Origin of the sequence: Allorhizobium sonneratiae (assembly GCF_023700755.1) — a bacterium.
Lineage (GTDB): Bacteria > Pseudomonadota > Alphaproteobacteria > Rhizobiales > Rhizobiaceae > Allorhizobium > Allorhizobium sonneratiae.
The window spans coordinates 52,576-78,503 of record NZ_JAMKOJ010000006.1 but is presented as its reverse complement, the minus strand read 5'-3'; the positions used below and the strand labels follow the sequence as shown (position 1 = coordinate 78,503).

The window sequence follows — 25,928 nt, the reverse complement described above, 5'->3', positions numbered from 1 at the left end:
TAGGAGAGGGGAATTTTGACCGATTATGATCTGGTCATGTCTGAGGTCGGCACGTCATTCCAGGGTGGAATCTAAGCAGGCATGACCCCGTGTTGTTGTGTTGCTCCGTCATGCCGTTCGAAGAAAGGCTGACGGTGCAGCATGTTGAACGAAAATGTGTCCAGGGGGCTGATCTGTTGCGCATTGGAAACATCAGATCCGGCGTCTGCGGCCAGGGTAGAGGGCCAGCCATTAACATGCTGAAACTTTAACGTATTTCTCTTGTCATGCCGTAAGGCTTGACTGTATGGTCCTGGCTGATCGGGATAGCTGTATCGCTCAGGATCATGGCGCCGGGCACAAGGCCAGATATGAATATGGCCAGACATGAAAAAGGTCGGACATGGAAAATGATCATTCGCTCGATCGCAAGGCCAGCGCTCTGGTGAGTGCCGCCACCGTGTCGCGTCATCCGGGCCTTGGAGCGGCGGCGGCCATGCGCCGTTATGCCCGTCGGCTGGAACTGCGTTCTTATGGCCTCAATCCCGAACATTTTGCGCTACAGGAAGGTTTGCGTGCTGCTCTTGCCGTGGCAGTGCCTTTGATCATCATTCTGTCTACCGGGCTTTATGCCTGGGGCTGGTCGATCTTTGCCGCCTTCTGGACCTGTCTTTGCGATGGGGCCGGCCCCGACCGGCAGCGGCGATGGGTGCCCGGTGGATTTGCTGTTCTGGGTGCGATCATTGCCTTTCTGGGGGCGTGGATTGCCTCTTTCGGCTCATCGGCGGCGTTGACGGCAGGGCCGTTCATGGTGTTCCTGATTGCGCTTTTGCCGGTGCGCTTGCCCAATACCAGCATGATGGCAACCTTGCTTGCTGTGGTGGCTGTCGTGGCCATCGGTTTTCCGCACAATCTTGCCGGTGCGGCGATGCTGGCGCTGACCTTTTTTGTCGGGGCGGTCTGGGCGTGGCTGTTGATCAACGTGATCTGGCGTATTGATGCCTGGCTTCCCGTCCAGCAGGCCTCGAAAGCCGTGCTGGCGCGACTGAGCGATATGGCCGCGGAACTTGTGGCCATCGATGATGGTGAGCACCGTGACAGTGAATGGCATTCCGAACATGGCGAGCACCGCCGCTCGGTGCGCACGGCCATGGAGCGACTGCGTCTGCTTCTGATCCGGTTTCAGGGTGAAAAGGGGCTGAAACTGGAGACTTATGGCAGGGTGCATGAGGCGGCTGAAATCGTCTTCAGCGCGCTGATTGCTCTCGACCATGCCTTTATCATTCGCCATGGACCGGTGGAGGAGCGGATTGCCACAGCCAAAACCCTGCTGAATGTGCTTGTCGCCTGGCAGACATCGATTGAACTCGACTCCTCCATTGGCCGCAAAATGCTGGAAAAACAGCTTGAGCGGCTGGAAAAGGTCAAAGCCGGCCTGGCGGATGGCCCGCTTATTGGCTGTCTGGCGGCTGTGGGCCGGGCGCTTTCGCCAGCGCGCGAGGAGCCGCTCTTCGTGCTGGGCGATGATGTTTCTGCCGCGCAGCAGGGGGCAGGTGGCTGGATGCGATGGAAAGCGGGGATCAAACAGGCGCTGAGGCTGTCCATCGGTGTGGTGGCTGTCTATTATGTCGCAACGATCTTTTCGCTGGGCTATCCTTATTGGGCCACCATGGCCGTGGTGGTCGTCATGCAGGGGGCTGCCCGCTCCACCTGGACCCGCGGCGTGGAGCGCATTCTCGGCAGTCTTCTTGGCGGTATCTGGGCCTTATGGCTGTTGCATGAGGTCGTCAATGCCGACGCCCGAACAGCCATTGCCGTTTGTTTGTCAGTGTTGACCATTGCATTGCGGGGGGTCAATTACAGTCTTTTTGTCGTGTTTCTGACGGCGCTCTTCATTATTATCACCGAGCTTCTGGAGCCGGGAGCGGGCATTGCCTCGGCACGCATGTTCGACAATACGCTTGGCTCTCTTGCCGCTCTCGTTTCGGTTCTGGCATTATGGCCAGATCTCGGGCCTTCTGTCGGGTTCCTCATCGAAAGGGGGCTTGCTGCCAACCAGGCCTATCTGGAAACCGTGCAAAGTGGTGCTGACCGCAAAAAAGCCTATGCCGCACGCCGCGCTGCCGGTCTTGCCAGTGTTGAGGCTGAAGTGGCCATGCATGATCTTGGTGGGCTTTTGCGTCGCCGTTATCGCTTATCGGACAAGGATGCCGCCACGCTGAAGCAATTGCGTTTCGTCGCAGGCGAGGCAGCCATGGCCTGGCATGGTCGTTTGTCCGGCGGTTTTCAGCCAAAGAGCTGATCGCTCGGGCGTTCAGATAACAACCCTTCCATATCGATATCTCATGCCTGTCGCACACAATGCTGGAGCGAAAAGGCTGGACTGCGTTCCCGAATTAACGAAACAGTACATTCGGATTGACAATAGTTAACTAACTGGTACAAACATTATCGGGAAGAGGGTGGAGCTTCAGCCTGATGGGAACATGCATGAACCAGCTGGTGATCATCTGATCCAGCTGGCGTGACGTGAGGTGGCCCATGCATTGCAGGGCCGGGAGGTGAATATGCCATACAGTCTTGATTTTTCGGTGGTCTATGATCGGCTGCCGTCACTGCTGGCCGGAGCTCTCGCCACAATCGGCCTTGCGCTGGCGGGCATGGCACTTGCCCTGGTCATCGGCATCTTCGGCGTTCTGGCGCGCAAATCCCGCTTTTCCGCACTGCGTTGGGCAACGCTTGCCTTTGTTGAGATTGTGCGCAACACGCCCTTTCTGGTGCAGATTTTTTTCATTTTTTTTGCGCTTCCGCAGTTTGGAATCAAGCTCGATCCGACCGTGACCGCAATTGTCGCCCTGGCGCTCAACGGCGGCGCCTATGCCATCGAGATTATTCGCGGTGGTGTCGAGGCGATCCCCAAGGGGCAGATAGAGGCCGGTCTTGCACTTGGCCTGCACCGGGGCGCAATCTTCCGTCACATCATTCTGAAGCCGGCGCTGAGAACCATTTACCCGTCGCTGACCAGCCAGTTTGTCATGCTGACACTGACCACATCGGTCTGCTCATCGATCTCCGCCTACGAATTGACCTCGGTGGCGCAAAAGATCGAGGCCGATACGTTCCGGTCCTTCGAGGTCTATTTCTCGATTACCGGGATCTATCTGGTGATTTCCGCGCTGATGATGGCGATGTTTGCGGCGGTCAATCGCATGTTTTTCAGCTATCCGGTGAAGTGAGGAGAAAACCATGTCGTCTATCGGGATCGATCAGTTTCTCTTCCTTCTGCAAGGGCTGAAATGGACGCTGGCGCTGACGGCCATCGGGTTTGTTGGCGGCGGTGTGGCCGGGCTGATCATTGCTCTGCTCAGGGTTTCGGAGCGTTCAGCGCTGTCGCGGCTGGCCTTGGCCTATATCGCCGTCTTTCAGGGGACGCCGCTGTTGATGCAGCTCTTCGTTGTTTATTACGGTGTTGCGCTCTTTGGCCTCAATGTCGATGCCTGGGTGGCGGTCGCTCTGGCCTTTACGCTGCATGCCAGCGCCTATCTCGGCGAGATCTGGCGCGGCGCCATTCAGGCCGTGCCGAAAGGCCAGACCGAGGCGGCACGGGCGCTGGGCTTGCACTATACCTCGCTGATGAAAGATGTCGTGCTGCCGCAGGCCTTCAAGATTTCCCTGCCTGCAACGGTCGGCTTTCTGGTGCAGTTGATCAAGGGGACATCGCTTGCCGCCATTGTCGGCTTTATCGAATTGTCGCGCGCCGGCCAGGTGATTTCCAACCAGACATTCCGCCCGTTGACAGTCTTTGCCATCGTGGGCGCGCTGTATTTTCTGATCTGCTGGCCTCTGTCTTTGTGGGGCGCAAGGCTTGAAAGACGGCTGCAGACGGCATCGCGATAATCAGAACAGGTTTTTAAAGGAGGAGACCATGATGAAACTGACAACGTTCAAGATTGCAAGGCGTGCCTTGCTGGCTATGGCAGCCATTTTGCCCTTTGCCCTGCCATCTGCCGCTTCGGCGCGCAGCGTGGCCGAGGCCAAGGCGGCCGGGACGGTGGTGATCGGCATTCAGGGAGATAATGCGCCTTGGGGCTTCATCAATTCCAGCGGTGAGCAGGATGGTTTCGATGCCGATATCGGTAAGGCCTTTGCCAAATATCTTGGCGTCAAGGTGCAGTTCGTGCCGTTGGCGGTAGCCAACCGCATTCCGGCGCTGATGACCGGCAAGGTCGACGTGCTCTTCGCGACTATGGGCATGACGCCGGAGCGGGCCAAAACCATCCAGTACAGTATTCCCTATGCCGGAAACGTGATCTCGCTCTATGGTCCGAAAGACAAGGTGATGAAAACCTTCAAGGATCTCGCTGGGATGACCATCGGTGTGCCGAAATCCAGCGCTCAGGACAATGCCGTGACAGCGGCGGTCGGCAAGACGGCGACTATCCTGCGTTTCGATGACGATGCCGCCACCATCCAGGCGCTGCTGTCGGGTCAGGTGCAGGCCGTTGGCGGCAACCAGTTTTATGGTGACCGGCTCGATCAGGCCAGCAAGGGCAAGTATGAAAGCAAGATCGATCTCGTTACGCTGTATAATGGTGCGGGCACCCGTCCCGGTGAGAAGGACTGGAACGAAACGGTCAATGCCTTCCTGAAGAAGATCATTTCCGACGGTGAGCTTAAGCCGATCTATACCAAATGGATGAAGCGACCGGTTCCGCAATTCCCCGCATCGATTCCGAACATTCCTTTCACGGTACAGTAAAGAGGAGGGCTCCATGGCACGGGACAATATGACCGAGCAGGCGCCCCTGATCGCGCTGAACGGTGTCGGCAAGTGGTATGGAGCCTATCATGCCCTGAAAAATGTCAGTTTGACGGTCGCAAAGGGTGAAAAAATCGTGCTTTGCGGGCCGTCCGGATCGGGAAAATCAACGCTGATCCGCTGCATCAACCATCTTGAGGATATTCAGGAAGGTGCGATCACGGTGGAAGGCGTCAAGCTCACCGACAGTGGGCGTGCCATCGACGCTGTTCGCCGCGAGGTGGGCATGGTGTTTCAGAATTTCAATCTCTTTCCACACAAGACGATCATGGAAAACTGCATTCTCGCCCCGATGCGGGTGAAGGGCTTGCAGAAGGCTGAAGCACTCGACATTGCGCGCACCTATCTCGAGCGGGTACGCATTCTCGATCAGGCCGACAAATATCCGGCCCAGCTTTCAGGCGGTCAGCAGCAGCGTGCTGCCATTGCCCGTGCGCTCAGCATGGAGCCGAAGGCCATGCTCTTTGACGAGCCAACATCGGCGCTCGATCCGGAAATGGTCAAGGAAGTGCTCGATACGATGATATCGCTGGCAAAGGATGGCATGACCATGATTTGCGTCACTCATGAAATGGGCTTTGCCCGGCAGGTGGCGGATCGTGTCGTGTTCATGGCCTCTGGCGAAATTCTCGAAGAGGCGGAGCCGGATATCTTTTTCCGTCAACCGCAGCATCCCAGAACCCAGGCATTTCTCGGCGAGATAACCGCCCATCATTAATGGGAGCCGGAGCTTTTGCCTCCTCTATCAGGTATATAAGCCATGACAGACATTCTTTCCTATCGCGTGGGCCTGATCGGGGCCGATATCCAACTTTCCAAATCACCAGCCCTGCATATGCGCGAGGGGGCAGCGCATGGGCTGGATTATACCTATGAGCTTATTGATATTGCCGCGCGGCATCTGCCGGAGACGGCACTGCCTGATCTTCTGAGCGAACTGGAAAGCCGCGGCTTTGCCGGAACCAACATCACCCATCCTTTCAAGCAGGCGGTGATGGCTCATCTCGACGATCTTTCCGAGGATGCGCGGATGCTGGGTGCGGTCAATACCGTTGTCTTCAGGCAAGGAAAACGGATTGGCCACAACACCGACTGGTACGGGTTTTATGAGAGCTTCAAACGTGGTCTTCCCCAGGCAAGACGAGACCGGGCACTGTTGATTGGCGCAGGCGGCGCAGGTGTTGCTGTGGCCCATGCCGCGCTGAAGCTTGGGATCGGGCGGCTCGATATTGTCGACCGCGACAAAGCTCGCGCAGACCATCTGGCGGCGGATCTTAACGCGCGATTTGGCGAGGACAGGGCCTTTGCTCTTGCCGATGCCGGGCAATCCTTGCCTTTTGCCGATGGGCTCATTCACGCCACCCCGATGGGCATGAAAAGCCATCCGGGCCTGCCGGTCGATCCTTCGCTTGTCGAGGCGCGCCATTGGGTGGCCGATATCGTCTATATGCCGCTGGTTACAGAATTGCTGGCGGTGGCGGAAAAGAAGGGCTGCCAGGTGTTGCCCGGCGGCGGCATGGCGGTGTTTCAGGCCGTCGGCGCGTTTCAGCTGTTTTGCGGGCGTGAACCGGATGCCGAGCGCATGACCGCGCATTTCGCCGATATGTGGCGGAGCGAACGGGCCGCATGAATGACCGCATCAGCTCCCGGACAGGCCTTCGATGAGATGGATATGGTCGGGCTTGAGCACATAGCGCAGCACCATGTCGGCGACATGCCGGGACAGTGTCTGCTGGCCCTCGGGCTCGAACAGGCTGTTGCCGAAGATGAAGGAAAAGCTCGCCTGATTGGAGACGTTGAAAAAGGAGAGCGCGCTGATATGCCAATGCAGTTCCAGCGCCTCGATATCGGGGCGGAAACAGCCGTGTTCGCGCCCGCGCAGCAGAACAGATTGCAAGGCTTCAATCACAGGCCGGTTCAACTGGCGGATGATGGCCGACTGGTTGATATACCGGCCCTTGTGAATGTTCTCGATCATCACCATGCGGATGAAAGCGGGGTTTTTGCGATGATGATCGAAGGTGAATTGCGTCAGCCGGTCGAGCGCTGTCACCGGATCGAGCCCCTCAAGATCAAGCTCGCTTTCACCCTCGCGCACATGGGCATAGGCCTGTTCCAGAACGTGCTGGTAAAGCCCTTCCTTGTCGCCAAAATAATAATAGATCATGCGCTTGGAGGTACGGGTGCGGGCGGCAATCTCGTCGATGCGCGCGCCAGACAGGCCGTTTTCGGAAAATTCCTCCATCGCCACCGACAGGATGTCGCGGCGAACGCCTTCAGGATCACGCCGGGCCGGGCGTATGTCGCGATTGTCCTGCGTCGTGCTGGCCTGTTTCATGCTTTTGATCCGATCAACTATTAACCAGTTCGTACATTAGCCGTCAGGAGAAGGCAATATGATGAAGACCGGCATTGCAGCTCCGCAAACACGGATCGAGACCTCGATTGCCACCGTTTCGATCAGCGGTGAGTTTCCCGAAAAACTGGCGGCGATCGCCAAAGCGGGTTTTACCGGAGTTGAAATTTTCGAAAATGACTTTCTCACCTTCGATGCCTCGCCGAAAGAGGTCGGTCGCATGGTCGCCGATCACGGGCTGAAGATTACGCTGTTCCAGCCCTTCCGTGATTTCGAGGGCATGCCGGAGCCGCAGCGTAGCCGCGCCTTCGACCGGGCGGAACGAAAATTCGATCTGATGGGCGAAATGGGCACGGATCTGATGCTGATCTGCTCGAATGTCTCGCCGATTTCTCTTGGCGGCATCGACCGGGCAGCGGCGGATTTTCATGCGCTGGGCGAGCGGGCGCAAAAACGCGGCCTGCGCGTCGGCTATGAGGCGCTGGCCTGGGGGCGTCACATTCACGATCATCGCGATGCCTGGGAAATCGTCCGCCGCGCCGATCATCAAAATATCGGTTTGATCCTCGATTCCTTCCACACGCTGGCGCGCAAGATCGAGGTCAACAGCATCCGCTCCATTCCCGGTGACCGGATTTTCATCGTGCAACTGGCCGATGCGCCGCTGATCGACATGGATCTGCTCTATTGGAGTCGCCATTTCCGCAATATGCCGGGCGAAGGCGATCTGCCGGTGGTGGACTTCATGCGGGCAGTGGCGGCCACCGGCTATAACGGTCCGCTGTCACTGGAAATCTTCAACGATCAGTTTCGCGGCGGATCGGCCCGCGCCATTGCCGAGGATGGGCATCGGTCGCTGATCCACTTGATGGACCAGGTGGGGCGTGCCGAACCGTCTCTTTCCCTGCCCGTGCCCGCCATGCCGCCTCGTATCGAGGCAAAAGGGGTGGAGTTCGTTGAATTTGCCGCAGGAAGCGATGAAAAGGCCAATCTCGAAGAGCTGCTCTGCACGCTCGGTTTCGACAAAACCGCACGCCACCGCAGCCGTGCTGTCGATCTTTACCAGCAGGGCGATATCCGCATCGTCATCAACACCGATACGGATGGTTTTGCCGGGTCTTCTTATGCCGTGCATGGGACCAATGCCTATGCCTATGGGCTGAAGGTTGGCGATGCCGCCGCAACCCTTGCCCGTGCCAGTGCGCTTGGTGCGCCTACCTTTGCCGAACCGCGCCGGGCGGGCGAGGTGGCGGTGCCGGCCATTCAGGGCGTGGGCAATGGCGTCATCTATTTTCTCGACGACACGCCGGAGCTTGCCGGGATCTGGGCGCAGGAGTTTCTGCCGGTCGAACAGGCGGAAAGCGCCATCGATACCGGCCTCTTCCGTATCGATCATCTGGCCCAGACGACCCGCTATGAGGAAATGCTGACCTGGCTGTTGTTCTACACCTCGATCTTCGCCACGCGACGCACGCCGATGGTCGATGTTATCGATCCGGGTGGGCTGGTGCGCAGTCAGGCGGTGGAAGGTCTCGACCAGCCGGGTTTCCGCCTGACCATGAACGGGGCGGACAACCGCAAGACCTTTGCCGGAAAATTTCTGGCCGAAGGGTTTGGCACGAGCATTCAGCATATTGCCTTTGAGACCAGAGATATTTTTGCCACCGCCGAAGCCCTGGAAAAGCGCGGCTTTCAGCCGCTGCCGATCTCGCGCAATTATTATGACGATCTGGAAGCGCGTCTCGGGCTGGAACCGGATTTTTCCGACCGGCTGCGCGCCCACAGCATTCTCTATGACCGCGATGACAATGGGGAGTATTTCCAGATTTACAGCCGGACCTTCGGTGAAGGCTTTTTCTTCGAGATTGTTGAGCGCCGCGGTGGCTATGCGGGCTATGGCGCGATGAACGCGCCATTCCGTATTGCCGCGCAACGGCGTTTTCTCAAACCGGATGGCATGCCGAAAGGCTAATCATCCGGCTTTTTGCAAAGCCTGCTGAAGATCGGCGATGATATCTTGGCTGCTGTGAATGCCGACATTCAGCCTGATCGTACGCGGGCTGACGCCAAAGCGGACGAAGACATTGGTTTCGGGGGAAATGCTCATCGCCGCCTTTACCGGCACGACAAGGCTTTCCGGCCCGCCCCAGCTCACGCCGATGCGCACCAGTTTCAAGGCATCGACGAAGGCGGGAATATCGATGTTTTCCGCTACCTCAAAGGAGAAGAGGCCGCCAAAGCCCTTGAAGCCTGCAAGACCCTTATGACCGCTGAAGGCGGGATGGAAGACCTGCGTCACGCTGTCCTGGTCTTTCAGCCAATGGGCAACGGCAAGCCCGGCCTCATGATGGTGACGCATCCTGAAGGGGAGGGTTTCCAGATTGCGCAGCACCAGCCATGCCTCGAAGGGAGATAATTTCGCGCCCGTATAAGGATAGATCTCCCGGTTGATCGCGCCGATGAGCTCTTTCGACCCGGCCACGAGGCCTGCAACCGTATCGCTCTGGCCGCCGAGATATTTCGAGGCGGCATGAATGACGAGATCGATGCCGAGCGCCAGCGGGTTTTGATAGAGCGGTGTGGCCCAGGAATTGTCGACGATGGTGACGACGCCATGCTGTCTGGCGCTCTCGGCAATGGCTTTCAGGTCCTGCATGGCAAAGACCATCGAGGTCGGATTTTCGAGATAGGCAAGGCGGGCGCCGGGCAGGGCGGCCAGCATGGCCTGGGTATCGCTGCCGTCGATATAATCGACAAGAACGCCGAAGCGTTTCAGCACTTTTTCAAAAAAGCGGAAGGCATCGCTATAGACGTGGTGAACGGTGACGATGCGGTCGCCGGGTTTGACGAAGGCGAGAACCGAGGCCGCAATCGCGGCCATGCCGGAGGAAAAGGCGCGGGCAGCCTCTGCCCCTTCCATGGCGGCCAGTTTTTCTTCGAGCAGCATGACGGTCGGATTGTCGCCACGTGAATAGATTGGCTTCGGCGAGCGTCCGGCAAAGACATCTTCGAGTTCACGATAGCTGTCGAACAGGAAGAGCGAGGTCTGGTAGATCGGTGGCACGGCGGCATCATAGGGATCGCCGCCCGGCATAGTCAGGCCCTGGGGAAGGTTCAGAGGCTCGGCATCGAAACGGGGTTTCTCGTTCATCGTCTCATCTTTTCGTTAAAGGATAAATCGTTTGATCGCAAAGATTTATGCGGCCGATTGTCGTGGCAGAGAACCGCAGGGCGCAGGTTCGCCATCAAGCCCCGTCAGATCGGGGAACAGCAGCCTGTCCATGAAGAATTTTTCCCGAAGCAGCATGACCAGCAGCGCCTTTTTGTGCGGAAAATCGATATGTTTGATCTTGGCAAAACCCGAGCGGTCGAGATTTTTGATCTGCTGGCTGTGATGGTGGATCGGCTCGCCGACAATGCGGCCTGTGCGCGCATCGGCAAGGAACATGTAATGCATCAGGGAAGGTAACCAGGCGCTGACAAAGGCCTTGCCGCGCACGTCATCCTCGCCAATGGCCACATGCCAGCCGCGATCATGGTCGTCCGCGTCATAATAGGGACCGATGCGGTCTTCCTTGGCCCAGTAAAGCTCGAAATAGCCGAAGGGCTTGCCGTCAAACGCGCCGATCAGCGGCAGGGTCCGCGGATCGGCAAGACGGCTCTCGATAAAATTCTGATGATAGGCAAGATCGCCCTGATCCTCCCAGATGGCGGAGACGCGCGGATCGTTCATCCAGCGGTGAAAATGCGGCAGATCGGCTTCAACATCGGCGACATGAAAGCTCAAGACCTTGCCAAGCCAGGGAATGAAGCGGGCATAGACACGGCCTTCCGGTTTGGGCGGGCGCAGTGGATGAACGACACCCTTGCCGATGACCGGCAGCGCCGGAAAGGCGGGTCCGCTGTCGCCGAGCCAGAGATCAGCGCACTGAAACAGCATTTCAGGGCGGCAGAGCAGCCGGTTTTCATCCTCAATAAGTAGGCCGTGTTGCAGAAGCTGGCGCGTCAGGCTTTCATCATCGAGATGGACCTCGACCCGATCCAGCATGGGATTGCAGGTGAAGAGCGCTTCAAAAAGGGCTGAAAGCGCCACATCGGAGGTTTGGCTGCTGCCCGACAGATGAAGGGCGAGATCCTGCCCCTGACCGCTGCTTGTCATGATCTCCAGCAACTGTCTGCCGTCGCGTGTCACACGCAAGCGCCCGGCATCATGGCTGACGATCAGCGGTGGATCGAAGGCCAGGGATTGGCTGACAAACCCGTCTTTCGGCAGCTTAAGGCTGAGACGGGACGAGGGGCTGGATGCATCCATGAAGGGTCTCCTGAAAACACGCCGCCAGCGGTGCTTGGTCTATGGTTCAACCATCCGCTCCATCGGCAATCTGGGTAAGGACGAATGAAGACAGCCAGAATTCATGCGGTTTGATCAAAATAAATTTCGTCATCGCCCTCTGAATTTCTCCGGCCCCATTCGTCATCACCGCAATGGTTTCAGTCTGTGCCCGCTCTCAAGTGGGCAGAACATGCGAGCAGGTGGAAGGCGATATGACGATCTATGAACGGGCAAAAGCGGTTGGTGGCGCGTTTACACCAGCCATGGAATGGCCTCTTTCCGTCTCCGATATGCGCATATGGCGGCTGTGCGATACCGGTAATGGCGGCGTGTTCGGCTGGCAGACCCTGGGTCTGGCCTGTGCACCGCAGGCTCTGGCCTGTGCGCCGAAGGCTCTGGAATGCGCGCCGCAGGATCTTTCCGCTTTCACACAGGCGCTGGCGGTCTTGCCGGAGCGGCAGGCTTTGCTGTGCCGCCATTTCGAGGCTCGTTCCGGCGGTCTGGTGTTTCAGACCATCGACCGGACTGCGCCTGTTCAAACCATCGAGCAGGTGCTGAAGAAGGGCGAGACGGTGGAGGCGGCGCTTTTCGCCCTTGCCGCCGCCGAACAGGCGCGTCCGCTGGAGCTGAAGGGCGAGGCTCTGCTGCGCTTCACCCTATTGACGGGCGACAACAAGGTGCAGGGTCTGTTGATTGCGGCGCATCCTTTGCTGGCCGACCCGCAGGCGCTGAACCTGATTGCTACGGCCCTTCTGGCGCCCGACAAGCGGCCGGGTGAGGAGGCCGCGAAGACCATTGCCGACGCGATGGACTGGCTCACCGAACAGGCGGCCTTGTCGCATCCCACCGAAGCAGAGGTGGAAGACTGGTATCGCCGCCTGACGGCGCAGGAGACCTTTGCCAGCCTCGTGCCGCTGGCGGCGCCTCTTGCTGGCGAAGAGAGCTGGCGGGAACTGGACGCCACGGTTGCGGACGATGTCGACGAAGCGGATCTGCTTGCCGCCCTTGCGGTCACGCTGCGGCGCTATTGCGGCTGCAATGCTCAGCGTATCGGCGTTGTCACCCGCCCTGAGGCTGTGCGCCTGGCGGTGCGGACTGAGGATATTCGCATTATCATGGGCGAGATCGATGGCGCGATGACGCTTATGGATGCCCGTTCGCATCTCTTCGATGTCTTGAAGAGGCAAGCCGCACACGCCTATCGTTTCGAAGCTCTGGCCGATGCCCTGCGCTGGCGCGATGAAAGTTTTGAGACCACGGCGCTGGTCAAGACCCTGCTCGATGTCCGTTCCGCGTCCGCAGAGCTTGCCGGAGTGGAACGATCGGTCGAGCCGCCCGCCCGCCGTGACGCCGGGCTGGTGGTGACGGTTTTCCCGGCACGAAAAGGCTTGCGGCGCATCTGCTTCGGTTTCGAGGCGAAGGATTGCGATGCCCGTCATGTCGCCCGTTTCATTGACGATTTTCTGAAAGCGCTGGCGGTTTTGAAAGAAGAGCCGCAGACAGCGATCGGCAGAATTGCTTTCGTGACGAAAGACACGCTTGACCGGCTTTCGGCCCCCTATCCGGACAGGCCCGAGGTCGATGACGGCATGCCGCTGCATGAGGTGATCGCCGCTCAGGCGAGACGCCGCCCGGATGCCTTTGCCGTGGCGCAGGGAGACAAAACCATCAGTCATGGTGCGCTGGAGGTGGCTGCCAACCGGCTGGCTCACCGCCTGATCGCACTTGGCATCGGGGCGGAAAAGCGGGTGGCGGTGGCGCTGCCGAAATCGATCGATGCGATCATTGCCATTCTGGCGGTGCTGAAGGCAGGCGGTGCTTTCACCCCTGTCGAGCCTGACCATCCGGAAGCACGCAACCGTCATATCCTGACGGCACCCGGTCTTGAACTGGTGATCTCGCGCAAACGCTTCATTGCCAGCCTGCCGGGGGATGTGAAAACGCCGGTGCTCGATCTGGATAATCTCGATCTTTCCGGCGAGAGCAGTCACTCGCCGCACAGGCAGATAGCGCCCGACCAGCTTGCCTATGTGATCTACACATCGGGCTCGACCGGCGTGCCAAAAGGGGTGGCGGTTGAGCATGGCCCGCTTGCTCATCACCTCAAGGCGACCCTGCGCATCTATGAGATGAGCGAGAACTCCTGCGAATATCCGGTTCTGCCCTTCACCTCGGATGGCGGTCATGAGCGCTGGATGGTGCCGCTGATGGCCGGTGGCGGCGTGGTGTTGAGCGACGACCGGCTGGCCACACCGGAAGAGGCCTATCAGTTGATGAGCCGCTACGGCGTCAACAATGCCAGCCTGCCCACCAGCTATGTGCGCGGCCTTGCCGAATATGCCGGGGATCATGTGATCCCGAAGCTGAGGCTTTATTCCTTCGGCGGCGAGGCGCTGTCGCAGGCGGTGTTCGACCAGTTGAGCGCCAATCTCAAGGCCGAGATGCTGATCAATGGTTATGGTCCGACCGAAACCATCATGACGCCGATGATCTGGAAAATCACGCCCGGAACCCGGTTCGAGGGTACTGTCGCCCCGATTGGCCGGGGTGTAGGCGACCGGCGTATCTATGTGCTCGATCAGGATCTGCAGCCGGTGCCGGTCGGGGTGATCGGCGAGATCTATATCGGCGGCAGCGGTCTGGCGCGCGGCTATCTCGGTCAGCCGGAGTTGACGGCGGAGCGCTTTGTCACCGATCCTTATGCCCCCTCAGGCGGTAAAATGTATAAATCCGGGGACCTTGGCCGCTGGCGTGAAGACGGGATCGTTGAGTTTGCCGGGCGGGTCGATCATCAGATCAAGCTGCGCGGCTATCGCATCGAGCCGGGGGAGATCGAGGCGGTGCTGCGCGCCGATCCGGCGGTGGCCGAGGCGGTGGTGCTGTTGCATGAGGAGGGCGGACGGCGGTTTCTGGTCGCCTATGTCGTGCCGCGTGAGGGGGAAGAGCTGACGGTGACGCAACTGCGCCGCGCCGCGCTTGCCGGCCTGCCGGATTATATGGTGCCGCAGGCCATCATGCTGCTCGAGCGCCTGCCGATGGGGCCGAATGCCAAGCTCGACCGTGCCGCCCTGCCTGCTCCGGTGATGGCGCGCGAGATGGTTGCGCCGGAAACGGCACGGGAGAAGACGATTGCCGCCGTCTGGTGCGAGGTGCTCGATCTGGCCGAGATCGGCGTGACCGAAAACTTCTTCGAGATCGGCGGCCAGTCTCTGGCGGCGGTGCGCATCGTTTCGAAGCTGAAAAGCCGGCATCCCGACTGGCCTTTGACCATTGCCGACATGTTCAACTATCCGACGGTGCGCGATCTGGCGCTGGCCACGGAAAAGAGCCGCGACGAAGGCACGCTCGACATGGTCTATCTGCGCCGCAGCGGCGAGCGGCCCTTGCTCTATTGCTTTCCCGGCTTGCTGGTCAGCACCCGCGAATATATGCGGCTCGTCGATTATCTTGGCCCGGATCAACCGGCCACCGGCTTCATCTGCTATTCGCTGACGGAAACCAAGACGCTCAGCACCCGTGTCGAGGACATCACCGCCCGTTATGCCGAGGCGGTGCGGCGTGAGGCAAAGGGACGGCCTTGCGCCTTTCTCGGCTGGTCCTGGGGCGGGCTGCTCGCCTATGAGGCGGCGCGGCAATTGGGCGATGATATCGATCTGAAAATGATCGGCATGGTCGATGTCTGCGATATGGACGAGGAATTCACCCTTGGTCTGATGCCGCGCTTTGCCCCGTGCGTCCGGGAGCAAACCCATGCAGCGGTGCAGGACTGGCTCAAAACCACGCCGATGCGCGAGGATTGGCAGAGACTGTTTTCGGCCATGGATGCGGAGGTCTATGAGCAGTTTCTCGCCCATATCATCAAGCACAAGGTGGTGCTGCCGACCGATGGTCCCGATATCGGCTCTGAAGAGCATACGTTCTGGATATTGATCGACAATGCGATGATTTTCCGCACTTACCGGCTGCAGCCGTCGCAAGACCGCATCCATGCCTTTGTCGCCGAGGATTCGCTGACGCGGGCGCTGAATGTCATCGACTGGCGGCGCTTTTCGCCAAACGCCACGGCGCCGGAACTGGTTACCGGCACCAATCACCTCACCATTATCGGCAGGACGCCCTTTCACCAGCGCTTTGCCCGACGGCTCGATCAGGCTTTCGAGGCCTGAAACAACCGCTTTTCCAGGACATATTCCGGAGTGATCTCATGACTGACGATGTTTTCGATCTCATCGGCGCCGGTATCGGCCCGTTCAATCTCAGCCTCGCTGCGCAATTCGATGCGGTGCCGGCGGTCTCGGTGCGGTTTTTCGACCGCCGTCCCGCCTTCGACTGGCATCCAGGCATGATGTTGCCGGGCGTTGAGATGCAGACCTCGATCCTGAAAGATCTGGTGACCGCCACCAATCCGACCAGCCCCTGGAGCTTCATTGCCTATCTGGTGCGCCACAAGCGCTTCTATCAGTTCATCAATGCTGAATATGAAGCGGTGCCGCGGCGGGAGTTCGCCGATTATCTCGGTTGGGTTGCCCGCGGCCTTTCCTCCCTCAGCTTCGGTGTCGGGGTCGAGACGGTGGAAGCAAAAGATCGTCTGTTTTCCGTGATGACCAGCAAGGGCAGGTCTTGCGCCCGCAATCTCTCCGTTGGCGTCGGCAAAGGGGCATCTGTGCCGGACTGGGCGCTGGCCCTGCCGAAGAGCCTTGCCTTTCACAGCAGTGAAGCGGCCCATCGCCTCGGATCGGTCAAGGCGCGGCGTGTGGCGGTGATTGGTGGCGGCCAGAGCGGGGCGGAAATCGTCGATGCGCTGCTTGATCTTGGCACGGTGGACAAGGTGGAATGGATCAGCCGCCGTCCGAATTTCGAGCCGCTTGATGCGACGCCCTTTACCAATGAACTGTTCACGCCCGGTTACATGGACCGGTTCCACGAACTGCCGGAAGAGCTGCGCCTTCTCCACACCAAACGGCAATTGCTGGCGAGTGACGGGGTCTCGGCCTCGACGCTGAAAAAACTCTATCGCCGCTTTTATGAATTGCGGGTGGCGGCTGAGGCGGGCGCGGACAATCCGCTGACCTTGCGGCCTTTCCGTGATGTCGTGGGGCTGGAGCGCAATGGCGCAAGCGTTCAGTTGACCATGCGCAATGGCTTTGACCGAAGCAGTGAAACCGTCGATGCCGATCTGATCGTGCTGGCGACCGGTTATCGCTATGTCATGCCGGATTTCCTGGCGCCGCTCAAAGAGCGTATCGCCTTCAATTCGCTTCAGGAACCGGTTCTCAGGAAGGATTTCTCGCTGGAATGGGACGGACCGTGCGAAAACCGCATCTTCCTGCTCAATGCGGGACGCCATAGCCACGGTATTGCCGAACCGCAATTGAGCCTTGCGGCATGGCGCAGCGCCGTCATTGCCAATGCGGTTATTGGAAGCAATTTTTTCGATCTCGACCAGCTCGATCCGGTCATCCTTTGGAACGAAACGCTTCCGGCGATGGGCTTTGCAACACCCTATGGAGAAGCTGCCGAATAAGGCAAACGATATGCAATCTTAGATTGATTTTCGTGGTCGTATTGTCACGATAGTGACTGAATAGCAGATGACAACATCAGACCCTGGCATGTTAGCTTAACGCAACATGGCGGGGTTCCTGTGTTTAAATCTAGCTAAATCAATAAATTAAACATGGTGATCCGGTTTCTGGAGACGTGAATTTTACGGTTTTTATCTTGACTTTAATAATCATGATTTTTAGGGTGTGCACACCTAAAAAGAGTAATGAGGCATGTCCATGATCGCTGTGTCTTCCCGGGAGACGGTCAACCAGCCGCTCCATGCTGCGCTTCAGGCCTATCCGAAACTCATCGCTGTGGCGCGGCGGATCACCGGCAGCCAGTCCGAGGCCGAGGATGTGGTGCAAGAGGTTCTGCTGTCGCTGACCGCCAAACCGCTCTCTGATGAGATTGGCCAGCTTACACCTTACATCCTGCGGATGGTGCGCAATCTGGCGACCGATCGGGTGCGGCGTTTACGCTATGAACGTTCGCTCTTCGTTGCCGAAGAGGCAGGCTGCTGCGCTTTCGGCTATGGTAGCCCGGAGGATCATATGCGCGAGGAGCAGGGCTACCGCGCCTTTCGCTGCGCCATGGAGGCCATGCCGGAGCGGACGCGGAATTTTTATGAAAAACATTACTTTGAAGGTGTGCCGCAAAATGTGCTGGCCCGTCAGGCTGGCGTGTCCTGTGCGCTGGTCTGCGGTCTGATCCGCGATGCCCATTCGCGCTGCCTTGCCGCCTTGTCGTCGGATATCCCGGATCAGACAGGAAAACGCGGCCCCTGCCGCGCGGATGCGCCGCTTTGCCGGAAAATCCTGCGCAATTGAATGGTACCGGCCCGGGGCCTGTTTCTCTTGTTTCAGAGTGAGATCATGTTTGATATTGTCGACGTCCGGCAGGATAAAGCCGCGCTTTGCCGCGACATACTGGGAGAGTTGACCGATTGGTTCACCCTTCCCGAGGTGATTGAGGCCTGTGCGCAGGAGGCAGACGATCTGCCGATGTTCGGCTGTCGGGATGAAACGGGCCTTGTCGGTTTCGTATCTTTGAAACCGCATCCGCCGCATGCCATGGAAGTTTTCCTGATTGCAGCGCGGCAAAACACCCGTGGAAAAGGCGTCGGCAGACTGCTTCTGAAACAGGCGGAGCAATTTGCGGCGGCCTTGGGTTATCGCTTGCTGACGGTCAAGACACTCGCCGAGCGCGGCCAAGATGAGCCGCATTTTGCCGAGACGCGGGCATTTTACGACAGAAACGGGTTTTTGCGGGCCGAAATTTTCACCACGCTTTGGGACGAAGATTATCCCTGCCAGTATTTCGTCAAGCTCTTGTAGGCTCGGACCGGACAGCGGGAACCGGGTCTTGCAACAATCCGATGCAAAACAAAATCTACACATCGTAGTGTAATAAAACGCACGAAGCTGTACGGGAAAGCCCCGAAAACCTTCCGGTTTCCGGGGCTTTTTGCCCGCTGGTTTTTACCAGCGATATTTGAGTGATGCTGTCATGTTGCGCCCTTGGCCGAGGTAGCAATAGCCGCTGTTGCAGATGGTGTTTCTGCGGTTGGCGATGTTGCGCACGTCAAAGGCGGCGGTCAGGCCCTTGTATTTCTGGTTGATGGCGCCGAAATCATAGGAAATTCCGGCATCGACATAGAAGCTGGACGGGTTTTTCGCGGTGTTGTCGGTGTCGGTGAAGTTCGAGCCGCTGAAGCGCAGCCCGCCGCCAATGCTCAGGCCATGGGCGACGCTGCCTTCCTGGAAGGTGTAATTTGTCCAGAGGCTGGCCATTTGTGCCGGGGTCACGGCCGGCTGGTTGCCGACATTGTCGCCGCCGGTGATTTCCGAATGATTATAGGTATAGCTGGCAATCACATCGAGACCGTCGGCAATCGTGGCTTTTGCTTCCAGTTCGATGCCCTTGTTGGTCACCTCGCCGAGCGAGTCGTAAACCAGCGTCAGCGGGTCGACCAGAACCGGCTTGTTGCTCTCGACCAGATGATAGGCGGTGGCGGTCAACAGAATGCTGGTGCCGGGCGGCTGATATTTTATGCCTGCCTCATATTGGGTTCCCTTGGAGGGGTCGAGAATGGCACCCGAAGCCGAACGGTTGGTGACCGGCTGGAACGAGGTCGCATAGCTGACAAACGGCGCAATGCCGTTGTCGAAGAGATAGAGCAGGCCGACCTGGCTGGAAAAGGCGTGCTTGCTGAGATCGTCATTGGTGGTGGTGCCATCGGAGACCAGCGTGGTGCTGCTCTTCTGGTTGACCCAGGTTTCGCGTCCGCCAAAGCTCAGATTCCACCGGCCCCATTCCACCTGATCGAGACCGTAGACGCCAAGCTCATGCAGATTGTTGTCTGTGGTGCTGTAATTATAGGGCGGCGTCGTGCCAGTAACACCGTAGACGGGATCATTCAGGTTGAGCGTATAATCGGTTGAGTAATCGGCACCATAGCCGAATGAGGATATGACATTGGTGTAATCGACACCGAACAGCGCCGTATGAGAAGCCGGGCCGGTGTCGAATTTCGCCTCCAGCTGGTTATCGATCTGGAACACGCTCATGGCATCGCGGATCGAATAGGCGTGGCGGTTGGCAATATCGCCGGTCCAGGAATCGGTTTGGAGATAGCGCGAGCGCAGATCCATATGCGAATAGCGCAGCGTCTGGCGGAAGGTCAGGCCGCCATCGAATTCATGTTCGAACTTGTAGCCGATCTGCTGCTGGCGGATTTTCTGATAATCATAACGCGGATCACTGTCGCGCAGATCGTAGACATTGCCATCCGGGCCGGTCAGCGCGCCGACATTGGCGTCGGTCTCGTCATACTGGGCATTGGCAAACAGGGTGAGCTTGGTTGTCTCATCCCGCTTGATGGTGATGGCGGGCTGGATCAGATAGCGGTCATCGGCAATATCGAAATTGGTGTCGCCTTTGCGGAACACGCCAACCAGCCGGTAGAGCACATTGTCATTGTCCTTGCTGATCGGTCCACCGAAATCGAACATGGTCTGACGGCGATTGGTGGTGCCCCAGAGGAAACCGACCTCGTGAATGCTTTCTTCCGTCGGCAGTTTCGAGGTCTTGTTGATGATGCCGCCCGGATCGCCCGCGCCGTAAAGCACCGAAACCGGCCCCTTGACCACTTCGACCCGATCAAGCGCGTAAGGATCGGTGCGGAAGGTGCCGTAATTCATATAGGGCTGCCACAAACCGTCGCGATAATCGCCGGTGGTGGTGATGTCATTGCCGCGGATGATGATCTGGTCGAAACGGGGATCGAAACCATAGGGCCCAGTCTGCACGCCCGCTGTATAGCGCACGGCTTCGATAATGTCCTGCGCACCACGCTCTTCGAGTTCTTTCTTGGTGATGACGGAAACAGAACGGGCGGTCTTGATCAGCGGCGTGTCGGTTTTCGTGGCGCTGGAGGCATCCTTGGCGGTGATTTTCGTGTTGTCGGCGCTGGCTGTGCCGGAGGCCTTGGAATTGACCTCGATGGTGGTCAGTTCCGTTGCCGATCCGTTGCCGTTTGCCGCCGTTTTTGTCTCGTCAGCGCGGGCCGATACGCCCATGGATAAAATCACGGCAAGCGCCGTGCTTGCGTAAATGAAACCTGATTTTGCGTGCTCAAATCGCGCTTGCCGGTTTTTAGGTCCCGTCTTCATGTCTGGCCAAGCCACCCCTGATGTTTAAAAGATGGCGAAAACTAGACTCCAAAACTCATCTTCGTCAACAATACATGAGTATTTTTCTCAATATTTATTGTGTGCAGCCATTGCCAGAGCCGCAGTGCCCGGTTCATAAGCATTCGATCAGTGGACATCGCGTATGGGAAACCGGAATATGGACGGCAAAAATGACGACCAGCTTCACCCTTTCATCAAGGCCGATTGCTTTTATCATGATCTTCACGACGGTGCGGAGAGCCGGATCTATCGCATTTTTGTCCATTTGCCGAGAAAGGCCGCGCCGGAAACCGGCTGGCCGGTGCTCTATCTCACCGATGGCAATGCCTGTTTTTTGACAGCGGTTGATGCGATGCAGGTGCAGGCGAGCTATCCCCAAGGCACCGATGTCGAGGATGGCGTGGTGGTGGCCATCGGCTATCCGACCGACGAGCCCTATGACCCCTTCCGCCGCTCCTGGGATTTGAGCCCGCCGCCGGTGAGGGCACATCCGCCGTTTTTTGCCGGGGGGCCGGAGGTGATGACCGGTGGCGCCAATGAATTTCTGGATTTTATCGAAGCGCAGCTAAAGCCCTGGCTTGCCGGTCTCGTCCGCATCGATCCCGCACGCCAGACCTTGTTCGGCCATTCCTTCGGCGGGCTGTTCACGCTGCATGCTTTGTTTGCCGGACCGGAGCGGTTCCAGCGCTATGTTTCGGCAAGCCCGGCGATCTATTGGGAAAATGCCGAAATCCTCGATGAGGAACAGCGTTTTCTGGCACGCGGCGTCACCTCACCCATCGAACTGCATCTGTCTGCCGGAGAATATGAAGGCGACCGCATCGCCCCCTTTCATAAGGGGACAGCGGAGGAGGAAAAACGGCTGGAAAATGCCCGCAAGATCCGCACCGTCGGCATGGCCCGCGACATGGCAGAGCGGCTGAATGGCGTCATGGCGCTGAAAGACCGGGTGGTGTTTGAAGAATTTGCCGGAGAAAACCACATGTCCGTCCTGCCGGTTGCCGTCAATCGCGCCGTGCAGATCGCCTTTCGCCGCCTGATACCAAGGCGCGAAGATTTTGACGCATCCTCGTCTTGAAAAAATTTAGAAGATCTCAAATGCTATCCGAGTGCTTGAGATATTCGAAAATGGCATAGGAAGAGCCATTTTTAATGACTCCTCCTATGACCAGTCCGGCATGAAGCCGGGGCGTGCTGCAATGGGCGGCGCTTCGGTAAGACCGGCGAGATCGACGGACGGAACGCTAAAGACCGGATCGTCTTTGAGCATGGCTTCCAGATCGGCGGCGATGGCCAGAACGCCGAGATCGTCATGGCGGCGACCGATAATCTGCAGGCCGAAGGGCATGCCGAGCGCATCGCGGCCAACCGGAATGGTGATCGAGGGATGGCCGGAGAGCGTCGAGGCATAGGCCATGGCCAGCCAGTGATAATAGCTTTTTGTCGGCTGGCCATCGATCTCGGTCGGGTAAAGCTCGCGCCAGTCGCGTGGGCTGATGGTCACTGCCGGGCAGAGAATGAAATCCCAATCGTCGTAAAATCTCTGCCAGTTGCGGTAATAGACGGTCTGGGCGCTCATCGCCTCATAAATATCGCGGGCGGAAAAGCTTAAGCCCTCGGCAACATTGACGGTGACATTCGGCCCGACCTTGTCTGCGGCCATGTCGAGATATTTTTGATGGCCTATGAAGGCAATGCCGCGCAGCACGGAAAAGATCCGGTCCGCGCCGGAGCAATCGGGATGGATCGCCTCTGTCTCTCCAAGCTCGGGGGCCAGACGGGCGATGACCTTCTGAAAGGCTTCGCGCACCACGCTTTCCGTCGGGGCGAAACCGAAATCCTCAGTGACGGCGAAGCGGAATTTTTTGCAGTTGAGCCGGGGCAGCGCCCGGAAATCTTCCGCCTGCCACGGTGTCCTGCCGTCAAGAACCATCGTATAGGGGTCCATGCGGTCGGCTCTGGCCAGAACGGAAAGCATCAGCCCGGTATCGGCCACCGTGCGGGCCATCGGGCCGCTGGTGGAAATCGGCAGCAGTCCGAGAGCACGGGTATCGCCGGGAACCACGCCGGGAGAGGGGCGAAAGCCGACCACACCGCAAAAGGCGGCGGGATTGCGCAGGCTGCCACCGGTGTCGGAACCGGTGGCCAGCGGCGCCATGCGGGCGGCAAGCAGCGCGGCAGAGCCGCCGGAGGAGCCGGCCGCACTTTTTTGCGGATCATGCGGATTGCCGGTGGCGCCATAGACCTTGTTGATCGTGTTGCCGCCCGCACTCCAGTCCGGATTGTTGGTCTTGCCGAGCGGGATCGCACCTTCGGTCCGCATGGCAGCGACGATGGCGTCATCCTTGACGGCAATATTGTCGCGAAAGATTTCCGATCCGAAGGTGGTTGGCAGGCCGATGACGTCGATCATGTCCTTGACGCCGAAGGGCAGCCCATGCAGCAGACCGAGCGGTTCATCTCGCATCACCTTGTCCTCGGCCTCTTTTGCCTGCTGCATCACGGCGTCGAAGTCCTTGGCCACCACGGCATTGATCGCCGGATTGAGGCTTTCGACCCGCTCGATTGCGGCCTGCGCCAGTTCGACGGGCGAGAGCTTCCTCTCGGCAATCAGGCGAACGGCATCGGTTGCAGTCAGATCGGCGGGATGGGTCATGGGATGTGCCTTTTTGTCAGGTCAAAGCGGCAAGGTCTGGTGCTTCCCAACCTCTGCCGGGCATGGCTGCGAGCAGTTGCCGTGTATAATCGCGCTGAGGATTGCCGAAAACCGAATCAACCGTACCATATTCCACTGCCTCGCCTTTTTGCATCACCAGAAGATGATCGGAGATTTCGGCGGCAACACGCAGATCGTGGGTGATGAAGATCATCGTCAGCCCGACCTCCTGCTTGATATCGGTGAGCAGCTTGAGCACATCCTTCTGCACCGAGACGTCGAGCGCAGAGACCGCTTCATCGGCAATCAGGATTTTCGGCTCGACCATCAGCGCGCGGGCAATCGAGATGCGCTGGCGCTGGCCGCCGGAAAATTGCGCCGGAAATCGCTCCAGCGCATCCTCTTCCAGCCGGACGATTTTCAGCAGTTCCCGCGCTTTCTTGAGCGCTTCTGCCTTCGCAACGCCGAAATTCAGCGGACCTTCGATCAACAGATCGCCGATGCGGCGGCGCGGATTGAGCGAACCGTAAGGGTCCTGAAACACGATCTGGATGTGTTTTCGAAACGCGCGGCGGCTTTGGGCCGTGCCGGTTTCCAGCCGCTGATTGCCAAGCCAGATCGAGCCCTCATCCGGTTCGACAAGACCCATCAGGCAGCGCACCAGCGTCGATTTGCCCGAACCCGATTCCCCGACAATGCCGAGTGTCTGCCCCTCCAGCACGGTGAAATCCATTGGGCGGACAGCCTGAACCGTGCGGGCCGGTTTGAACAGGCTGGCCGGTGAGCGGAAGGTTTTTTCAATGCCGGCCACCCGCAGACCGATCGGGCGGTCAGTCTGAGGCGCGCCCTTGGTTGCATGGCGGCGTGGTACCGCATCGATCAGACGTCGGGTATAGGGATGGCGGGGCCGGTTCAGAACCTCGTCCGCCGTGCCCTCCTCGACGACGACGCCTTTCTGCATGACCAGAACCCGGTCGGCGATTTCCGCCACCACGTCGAAATCATGGGTGACGAAGAGAATGCCGGCTTTGCGGCTTTCCTTCAGCGCCTTGAACATGTCGAGGATCTGCATCTGGGTCGTCACATCCAGCGCCGTGGTCGGCTCATCGGCAATCAGCAGGCGCGGCTCCATGGCAAGCGCCATGGCGATGACGATGCGCTGGCGCTGGCCGCCGGAGAGTTGATGGGGAAAGGCGTGATAGAGTCGTTCCGGCTCCGGCAGGCGGACTTCGTCCATGAGCGCAAGCGTGCGGGCGCGCTGCTCGGCCCGCGACAGCGCCGTATGGGCGCGGAAAATTTCCGCGATCTGTTCACCGACCGTATAGCAGGGGTTGAGCGCCGTCATCGGCTCCTGAAACACCATGCCCATGCGCCGTCCGCGAAGGGCGGCGTGATCCTGGCGGGGCAGTTTCAACACGTCCTGTCCGTCGAACAGGATTTCGCCCGATGAAGGTTTGAGCACCTTCGGCAGAAGCCCCATGGTGGCGAAGGAGGTGATCGATTTGCCGGAGCCGGATTCGCCGACGATGCAGAGGATTTCCTTCTCACGAATGGTGAGCGACAGATTGCTGACCGCGTGCGGTCGGTCTCCGCCTTGCGGCAGGTCGATGGTGAGGTTTCTGATCGAAAGAACCGGGTTATCCGCAGAGAGGCTCATCCGTTTCTCCCTTCCGGCGTGGTGATGTCGCGAATGCCGTCGCCGAGCATGTTGATGGCCAGCAAGAGAATGAAAAGGGCACTGCCGGGAATGGCGATCAGCCAGCTTTCAAACAGCAGCATGTCCTTGCCTTCGGAAATCATCAGGCCCCAGGACGGGGTCGGCGGCTGCACGCCAAGGCCGAGAAAGGAGAGGGCGGCTTCGAGAATGATCGCATGGGCCATTTCCAGTGTCATCACCACGATCAGCGCGTTCATGATATTCGGCGCGATGTCCTTGAAGAGAATGCGCAGCGTGCTGGCGCCCAGCACATCGGCGGCGGCGATATAATCCATCTGCTTGATCTGCATGGTCGTTGTCCGCATCACCACGGCGAACCGGTCCCAGAGCAGGAAGCCGAGCACGAGGATGACGACGGTGAGCGAGCCGCCGAACAGCGCCACCACCGCCAGCGCCACCAGCGTGGCGGGCAGCGCCAGCCGCACAGAGAGAATGAACATCACCGCGGCATCGACCTTGCCACCGAAATAGCCACCGAGAACGCCCAGCACCGTGCCGATCACCGCCGAAATCAGCGCGGCAACGACGCCGATGGTCATAGAGACCCGTGCGCCATAGATCAGCCGGGAGAGATAGTCGCGTCCCAGCGTGTCGGTGCCGAGAATATGGTTCCATTTGCCGCCGAGAAAGACAGGGCGCGCCATGCGGGCGAGAAGATCCTGCTTGTAGGGGTCGTGAGGGGCAAGCAGCGGCGCAAAGATGCCGATAAGCGCGATCAGCACGACAATAGTAAAGCCGATCATGAAGCCGGGATGACGAAGCGCTCGTTTCAACAGCACGAGAGCGGGTCTTGGGCGGGCGGTGGCGGTGAGGGAGGCGGTCATGTCCG

The 25,928-nt window shown here is 58.9% G+C and carries 19 protein-coding genes; 12 read left to right on the top strand and 7 right to left on the bottom strand.

What is annotated here, in order from left to right; translation table 11 throughout:
* The first annotated feature begins 382 nt into the window (after positions 1 to 382).
* The 6 genes from NAC44_RS12445 (at position 383) to NAC44_RS12420 (ending at position 6,428) form a co-directional block, all read left to right on the top strand.
* Positions 383 to 2,281: an FUSC family protein gene (locus NAC44_RS12445; RefSeq protein ID WP_250941189.1), complete on the top strand. Its 1,899-nt coding sequence runs from the start codon at positions 383 to 385 to the stop codon at positions 2,279 to 2,281.
* A 265-nt stretch (positions 2,282 to 2,546) separates the two neighbouring features.
* Positions 2,547 to 3,215: an amino acid ABC transporter permease gene (locus NAC44_RS12440; RefSeq protein ID WP_250941187.1), complete on the top strand. Its 669-nt coding sequence runs from the start codon at positions 2,547 to 2,549 to the stop codon at positions 3,213 to 3,215.
* Between the two features lie 10 nt (positions 3,216 to 3,225).
* Positions 3,226 to 3,876, top strand: a complete 651-nt coding sequence (locus tag NAC44_RS12435) for an amino acid ABC transporter permease (RefSeq protein WP_250941185.1) — start codon at positions 3,226 to 3,228, stop codon at positions 3,874 to 3,876.
* A gap of 31 nt (positions 3,877 to 3,907) precedes the next feature.
* A complete protein-coding gene (locus NAC44_RS12430; RefSeq protein WP_250941482.1) occupies positions 3,908 to 4,738 on the top strand; it encodes a transporter substrate-binding domain-containing protein in 831 nt (276 codons plus the stop codon).
* Between the two features lie 13 nt (positions 4,739 to 4,751).
* A complete protein-coding gene (locus tag NAC44_RS12425) occupies positions 4,752 to 5,516 on the top strand; it encodes an amino acid ABC transporter ATP-binding protein (RefSeq protein ID WP_274706881.1) in 765 nt (254 codons plus the stop codon).
* A 42-nt stretch (positions 5,517 to 5,558) separates the two neighbouring features.
* Complete coding sequence (locus NAC44_RS12420) at positions 5,559 to 6,428, top strand: shikimate dehydrogenase (protein ID WP_250941183.1); 870 nt, start codon at positions 5,559 to 5,561, stop codon at positions 6,426 to 6,428.
* 9 nt (positions 6,429 to 6,437) lie between these two features.
* Here the strand turns inward: NAC44_RS12420 and NAC44_RS12415 are convergent, their stop codons facing one another.
* The gene (locus tag NAC44_RS12415) at positions 6,438 to 7,136 is read right to left on the bottom strand and encodes a TetR/AcrR family transcriptional regulator (protein ID WP_250941181.1); all 699 of its coding nucleotides are present in this window, start codon (positions 7,134 to 7,136) and stop codon (positions 6,438 to 6,440) included.
* Positions 7,137 to 7,230: 94 nt separating this feature from the next.
* Here NAC44_RS12415 and NAC44_RS12410 point away from each other — a divergent pair, with 94 nt between their 5' ends.
* A complete protein-coding gene (locus tag NAC44_RS12410; RefSeq protein WP_250941480.1) occupies positions 7,231 to 9,126 on the top strand; it encodes a bifunctional sugar phosphate isomerase/epimerase/4-hydroxyphenylpyruvate dioxygenase family protein in 1,896 nt (631 codons plus the stop codon).
* Here NAC44_RS12410 and NAC44_RS12405 read toward each other — a convergent pair whose 3' ends face one another.
* Positions 9,127 to 10,305, bottom strand: coding sequence for a PLP-dependent transferase (locus tag NAC44_RS12405; RefSeq protein WP_250941179.1), 1,179 nt, complete (start codon positions 10,303 to 10,305; stop codon positions 9,127 to 9,129).
* A 45-nt stretch (positions 10,306 to 10,350) separates the two neighbouring features.
* A complete protein-coding gene (locus tag NAC44_RS12400) occupies positions 10,351 to 11,466 on the bottom strand; it encodes a GNAT family N-acetyltransferase (RefSeq protein ID WP_250941177.1) in 1,116 nt (371 codons plus the stop codon).
* A gap of 233 nt (positions 11,467 to 11,699) precedes the next feature.
* Between NAC44_RS12400 and NAC44_RS12395 the strand changes: the two genes are divergently transcribed.
* The 4 genes from NAC44_RS12395 to NAC44_RS12380 all read left to right on the top strand — a co-directional run bounded on the left by NAC44_RS12395 (position 11,700) and on the right by NAC44_RS12380 (position 18,368).
* Positions 11,700 to 15,653, top strand: coding sequence for an amino acid adenylation domain-containing protein (locus NAC44_RS12395; protein ID WP_250941176.1), 3,954 nt, complete (start codon positions 11,700 to 11,702; stop codon positions 15,651 to 15,653).
* A 38-nt stretch (positions 15,654 to 15,691) separates the two neighbouring features.
* Entirely contained in the window at positions 15,692 to 17,011 is a 1,320-nt protein-coding gene (locus NAC44_RS12390) for a lysine N(6)-hydroxylase/L-ornithine N(5)-oxygenase family protein (RefSeq protein ID WP_250941175.1), read from the top strand.
* A 253-nt stretch (positions 17,012 to 17,264) separates the two neighbouring features.
* Positions 17,265 to 17,861: a sigma-70 family RNA polymerase sigma factor gene (locus NAC44_RS12385; RefSeq protein WP_250941174.1), complete on the top strand. Its 597-nt coding sequence runs from the start codon at positions 17,265 to 17,267 to the stop codon at positions 17,859 to 17,861.
* Between the two features lie 45 nt (positions 17,862 to 17,906).
* Positions 17,907 to 18,368: a GNAT family N-acetyltransferase gene (locus NAC44_RS12380; RefSeq protein WP_250941173.1), complete on the top strand. Its 462-nt coding sequence runs from the start codon at positions 17,907 to 17,909 to the stop codon at positions 18,366 to 18,368.
* Positions 18,369 to 18,512: 144 nt separating this feature from the next.
* On the opposite strand, the gene NAC44_RS12375 is transcribed toward NAC44_RS12380, so the two are convergent.
* The gene (locus tag NAC44_RS12375; RefSeq protein WP_250941172.1) at positions 18,513 to 20,705 is read right to left on the bottom strand and encodes a TonB-dependent siderophore receptor; all 2,193 of its coding nucleotides are present in this window, start codon (positions 20,703 to 20,705) and stop codon (positions 18,513 to 18,515) included.
* A 178-nt stretch (positions 20,706 to 20,883) separates the two neighbouring features.
* Between NAC44_RS12375 and NAC44_RS12370 the strand changes: the two genes are divergently transcribed.
* Positions 20,884 to 21,804: an alpha/beta hydrolase gene (locus tag NAC44_RS12370; protein ID WP_250941171.1), complete on the top strand. Its 921-nt coding sequence runs from the start codon at positions 20,884 to 20,886 to the stop codon at positions 21,802 to 21,804.
* 84 nt (positions 21,805 to 21,888) lie between these two features.
* Here the strand turns inward: NAC44_RS12370 and NAC44_RS12365 are convergent, their stop codons facing one another.
* Genes NAC44_RS12365 through NAC44_RS12355 form a run of 3 tightly spaced genes read right to left on the bottom strand, consistent with a single transcriptional unit; the run spans position 21,889 to position 25,923 of the window.
* A complete protein-coding gene (locus NAC44_RS12365) occupies positions 21,889 to 23,382 on the bottom strand; it encodes an amidase (RefSeq protein ID WP_250941170.1) in 1,494 nt (497 codons plus the stop codon).
* 16 nt (positions 23,383 to 23,398) lie between these two features.
* On the bottom strand, positions 23,399 to 25,039 hold the full coding sequence (locus NAC44_RS12360; RefSeq protein WP_250941168.1) for a dipeptide ABC transporter ATP-binding protein: 1,641 nt from the start codon (positions 25,037 to 25,039) through the stop codon (positions 23,399 to 23,401).
* Positions 25,036 to 25,923 (bottom strand): ABC transporter permease, encoded by an 888-nt coding sequence (locus tag NAC44_RS12355; RefSeq protein ID WP_250941479.1) that lies wholly within the window; start codon positions 25,921 to 25,923, stop codon positions 25,036 to 25,038. Before NAC44_RS12355 ends, NAC44_RS12360 begins: the two co-directional genes overlap by 4 nt.
* Positions 25,924 to 25,928: the final 5 nt, after the last annotated feature.

Coding starts and splice junctions, on each gene's coding strand:
- NAC44_RS12445 (WP_250941189.1), top strand. CDS start 383: ATGGAAAATGATCATTCGCTCGATCGCAAGGCCAGCGCTCTGGTGAGT.
- NAC44_RS12440 (WP_250941187.1), top strand. CDS start 2,547: ATGCCATACAGTCTTGATTTTTCGGTGGTCTATGATCGGCTGCCGTCA.
- NAC44_RS12435 (WP_250941185.1), top strand. CDS start 3,226: ATGTCGTCTATCGGGATCGATCAGTTTCTCTTCCTTCTGCAAGGGCTG.
- NAC44_RS12430 (WP_250941482.1), top strand. CDS start 3,908: ATGAAACTGACAACGTTCAAGATTGCAAGGCGTGCCTTGCTGGCTATG.
- NAC44_RS12425 (WP_274706881.1), top strand. CDS start 4,752: ATGGCACGGGACAATATGACCGAGCAGGCGCCCCTGATCGCGCTGAAC.
- NAC44_RS12420 (WP_250941183.1), top strand. CDS start 5,559: ATGACAGACATTCTTTCCTATCGCGTGGGCCTGATCGGGGCCGATATC.
- NAC44_RS12415 (WP_250941181.1), bottom strand. CDS start 7,136: ATGAAACAGGCCAGCACGACGCAGGACAATCGCGACATACGCCCGGCC.
- NAC44_RS12405 (WP_250941179.1), bottom strand. CDS start 10,305: ATGAACGAGAAACCCCGTTTCGATGCCGAGCCTCTGAACCTTCCCCAG.
- NAC44_RS12400 (WP_250941177.1), bottom strand. CDS start 11,466: ATGGATGCATCCAGCCCCTCGTCCCGTCTCAGCCTTAAGCTGCCGAAA.
- NAC44_RS12395 (WP_250941176.1), top strand. CDS start 11,700: ATGACGATCTATGAACGGGCAAAAGCGGTTGGTGGCGCGTTTACACCA.
- NAC44_RS12390 (WP_250941175.1), top strand. CDS start 15,692: ATGACTGACGATGTTTTCGATCTCATCGGCGCCGGTATCGGCCCGTTC.
- NAC44_RS12385 (WP_250941174.1), top strand. CDS start 17,265: ATGTCCATGATCGCTGTGTCTTCCCGGGAGACGGTCAACCAGCCGCTC.
- NAC44_RS12380 (WP_250941173.1), top strand. CDS start 17,907: ATGTTTGATATTGTCGACGTCCGGCAGGATAAAGCCGCGCTTTGCCGC.
- NAC44_RS12375 (WP_250941172.1), bottom strand. CDS start 20,705: ATGAAGACGGGACCTAAAAACCGGCAAGCGCGATTTGAGCACGCAAAA.
- NAC44_RS12370 (WP_250941171.1), top strand. CDS start 20,884: ATGGACGGCAAAAATGACGACCAGCTTCACCCTTTCATCAAGGCCGAT.
- NAC44_RS12365 (WP_250941170.1), bottom strand. CDS start 23,382: ATGACCCATCCCGCCGATCTGACTGCAACCGATGCCGTTCGCCTGATT.
- NAC44_RS12360 (WP_250941168.1), bottom strand. CDS start 25,039: ATGAGCCTCTCTGCGGATAACCCGGTTCTTTCGATCAGAAACCTCACC.
- NAC44_RS12355 (WP_250941479.1), bottom strand. CDS start 25,923: ATGACCGCCTCCCTCACCGCCACCGCCCGCCCAAGACCCGCTCTCGTG.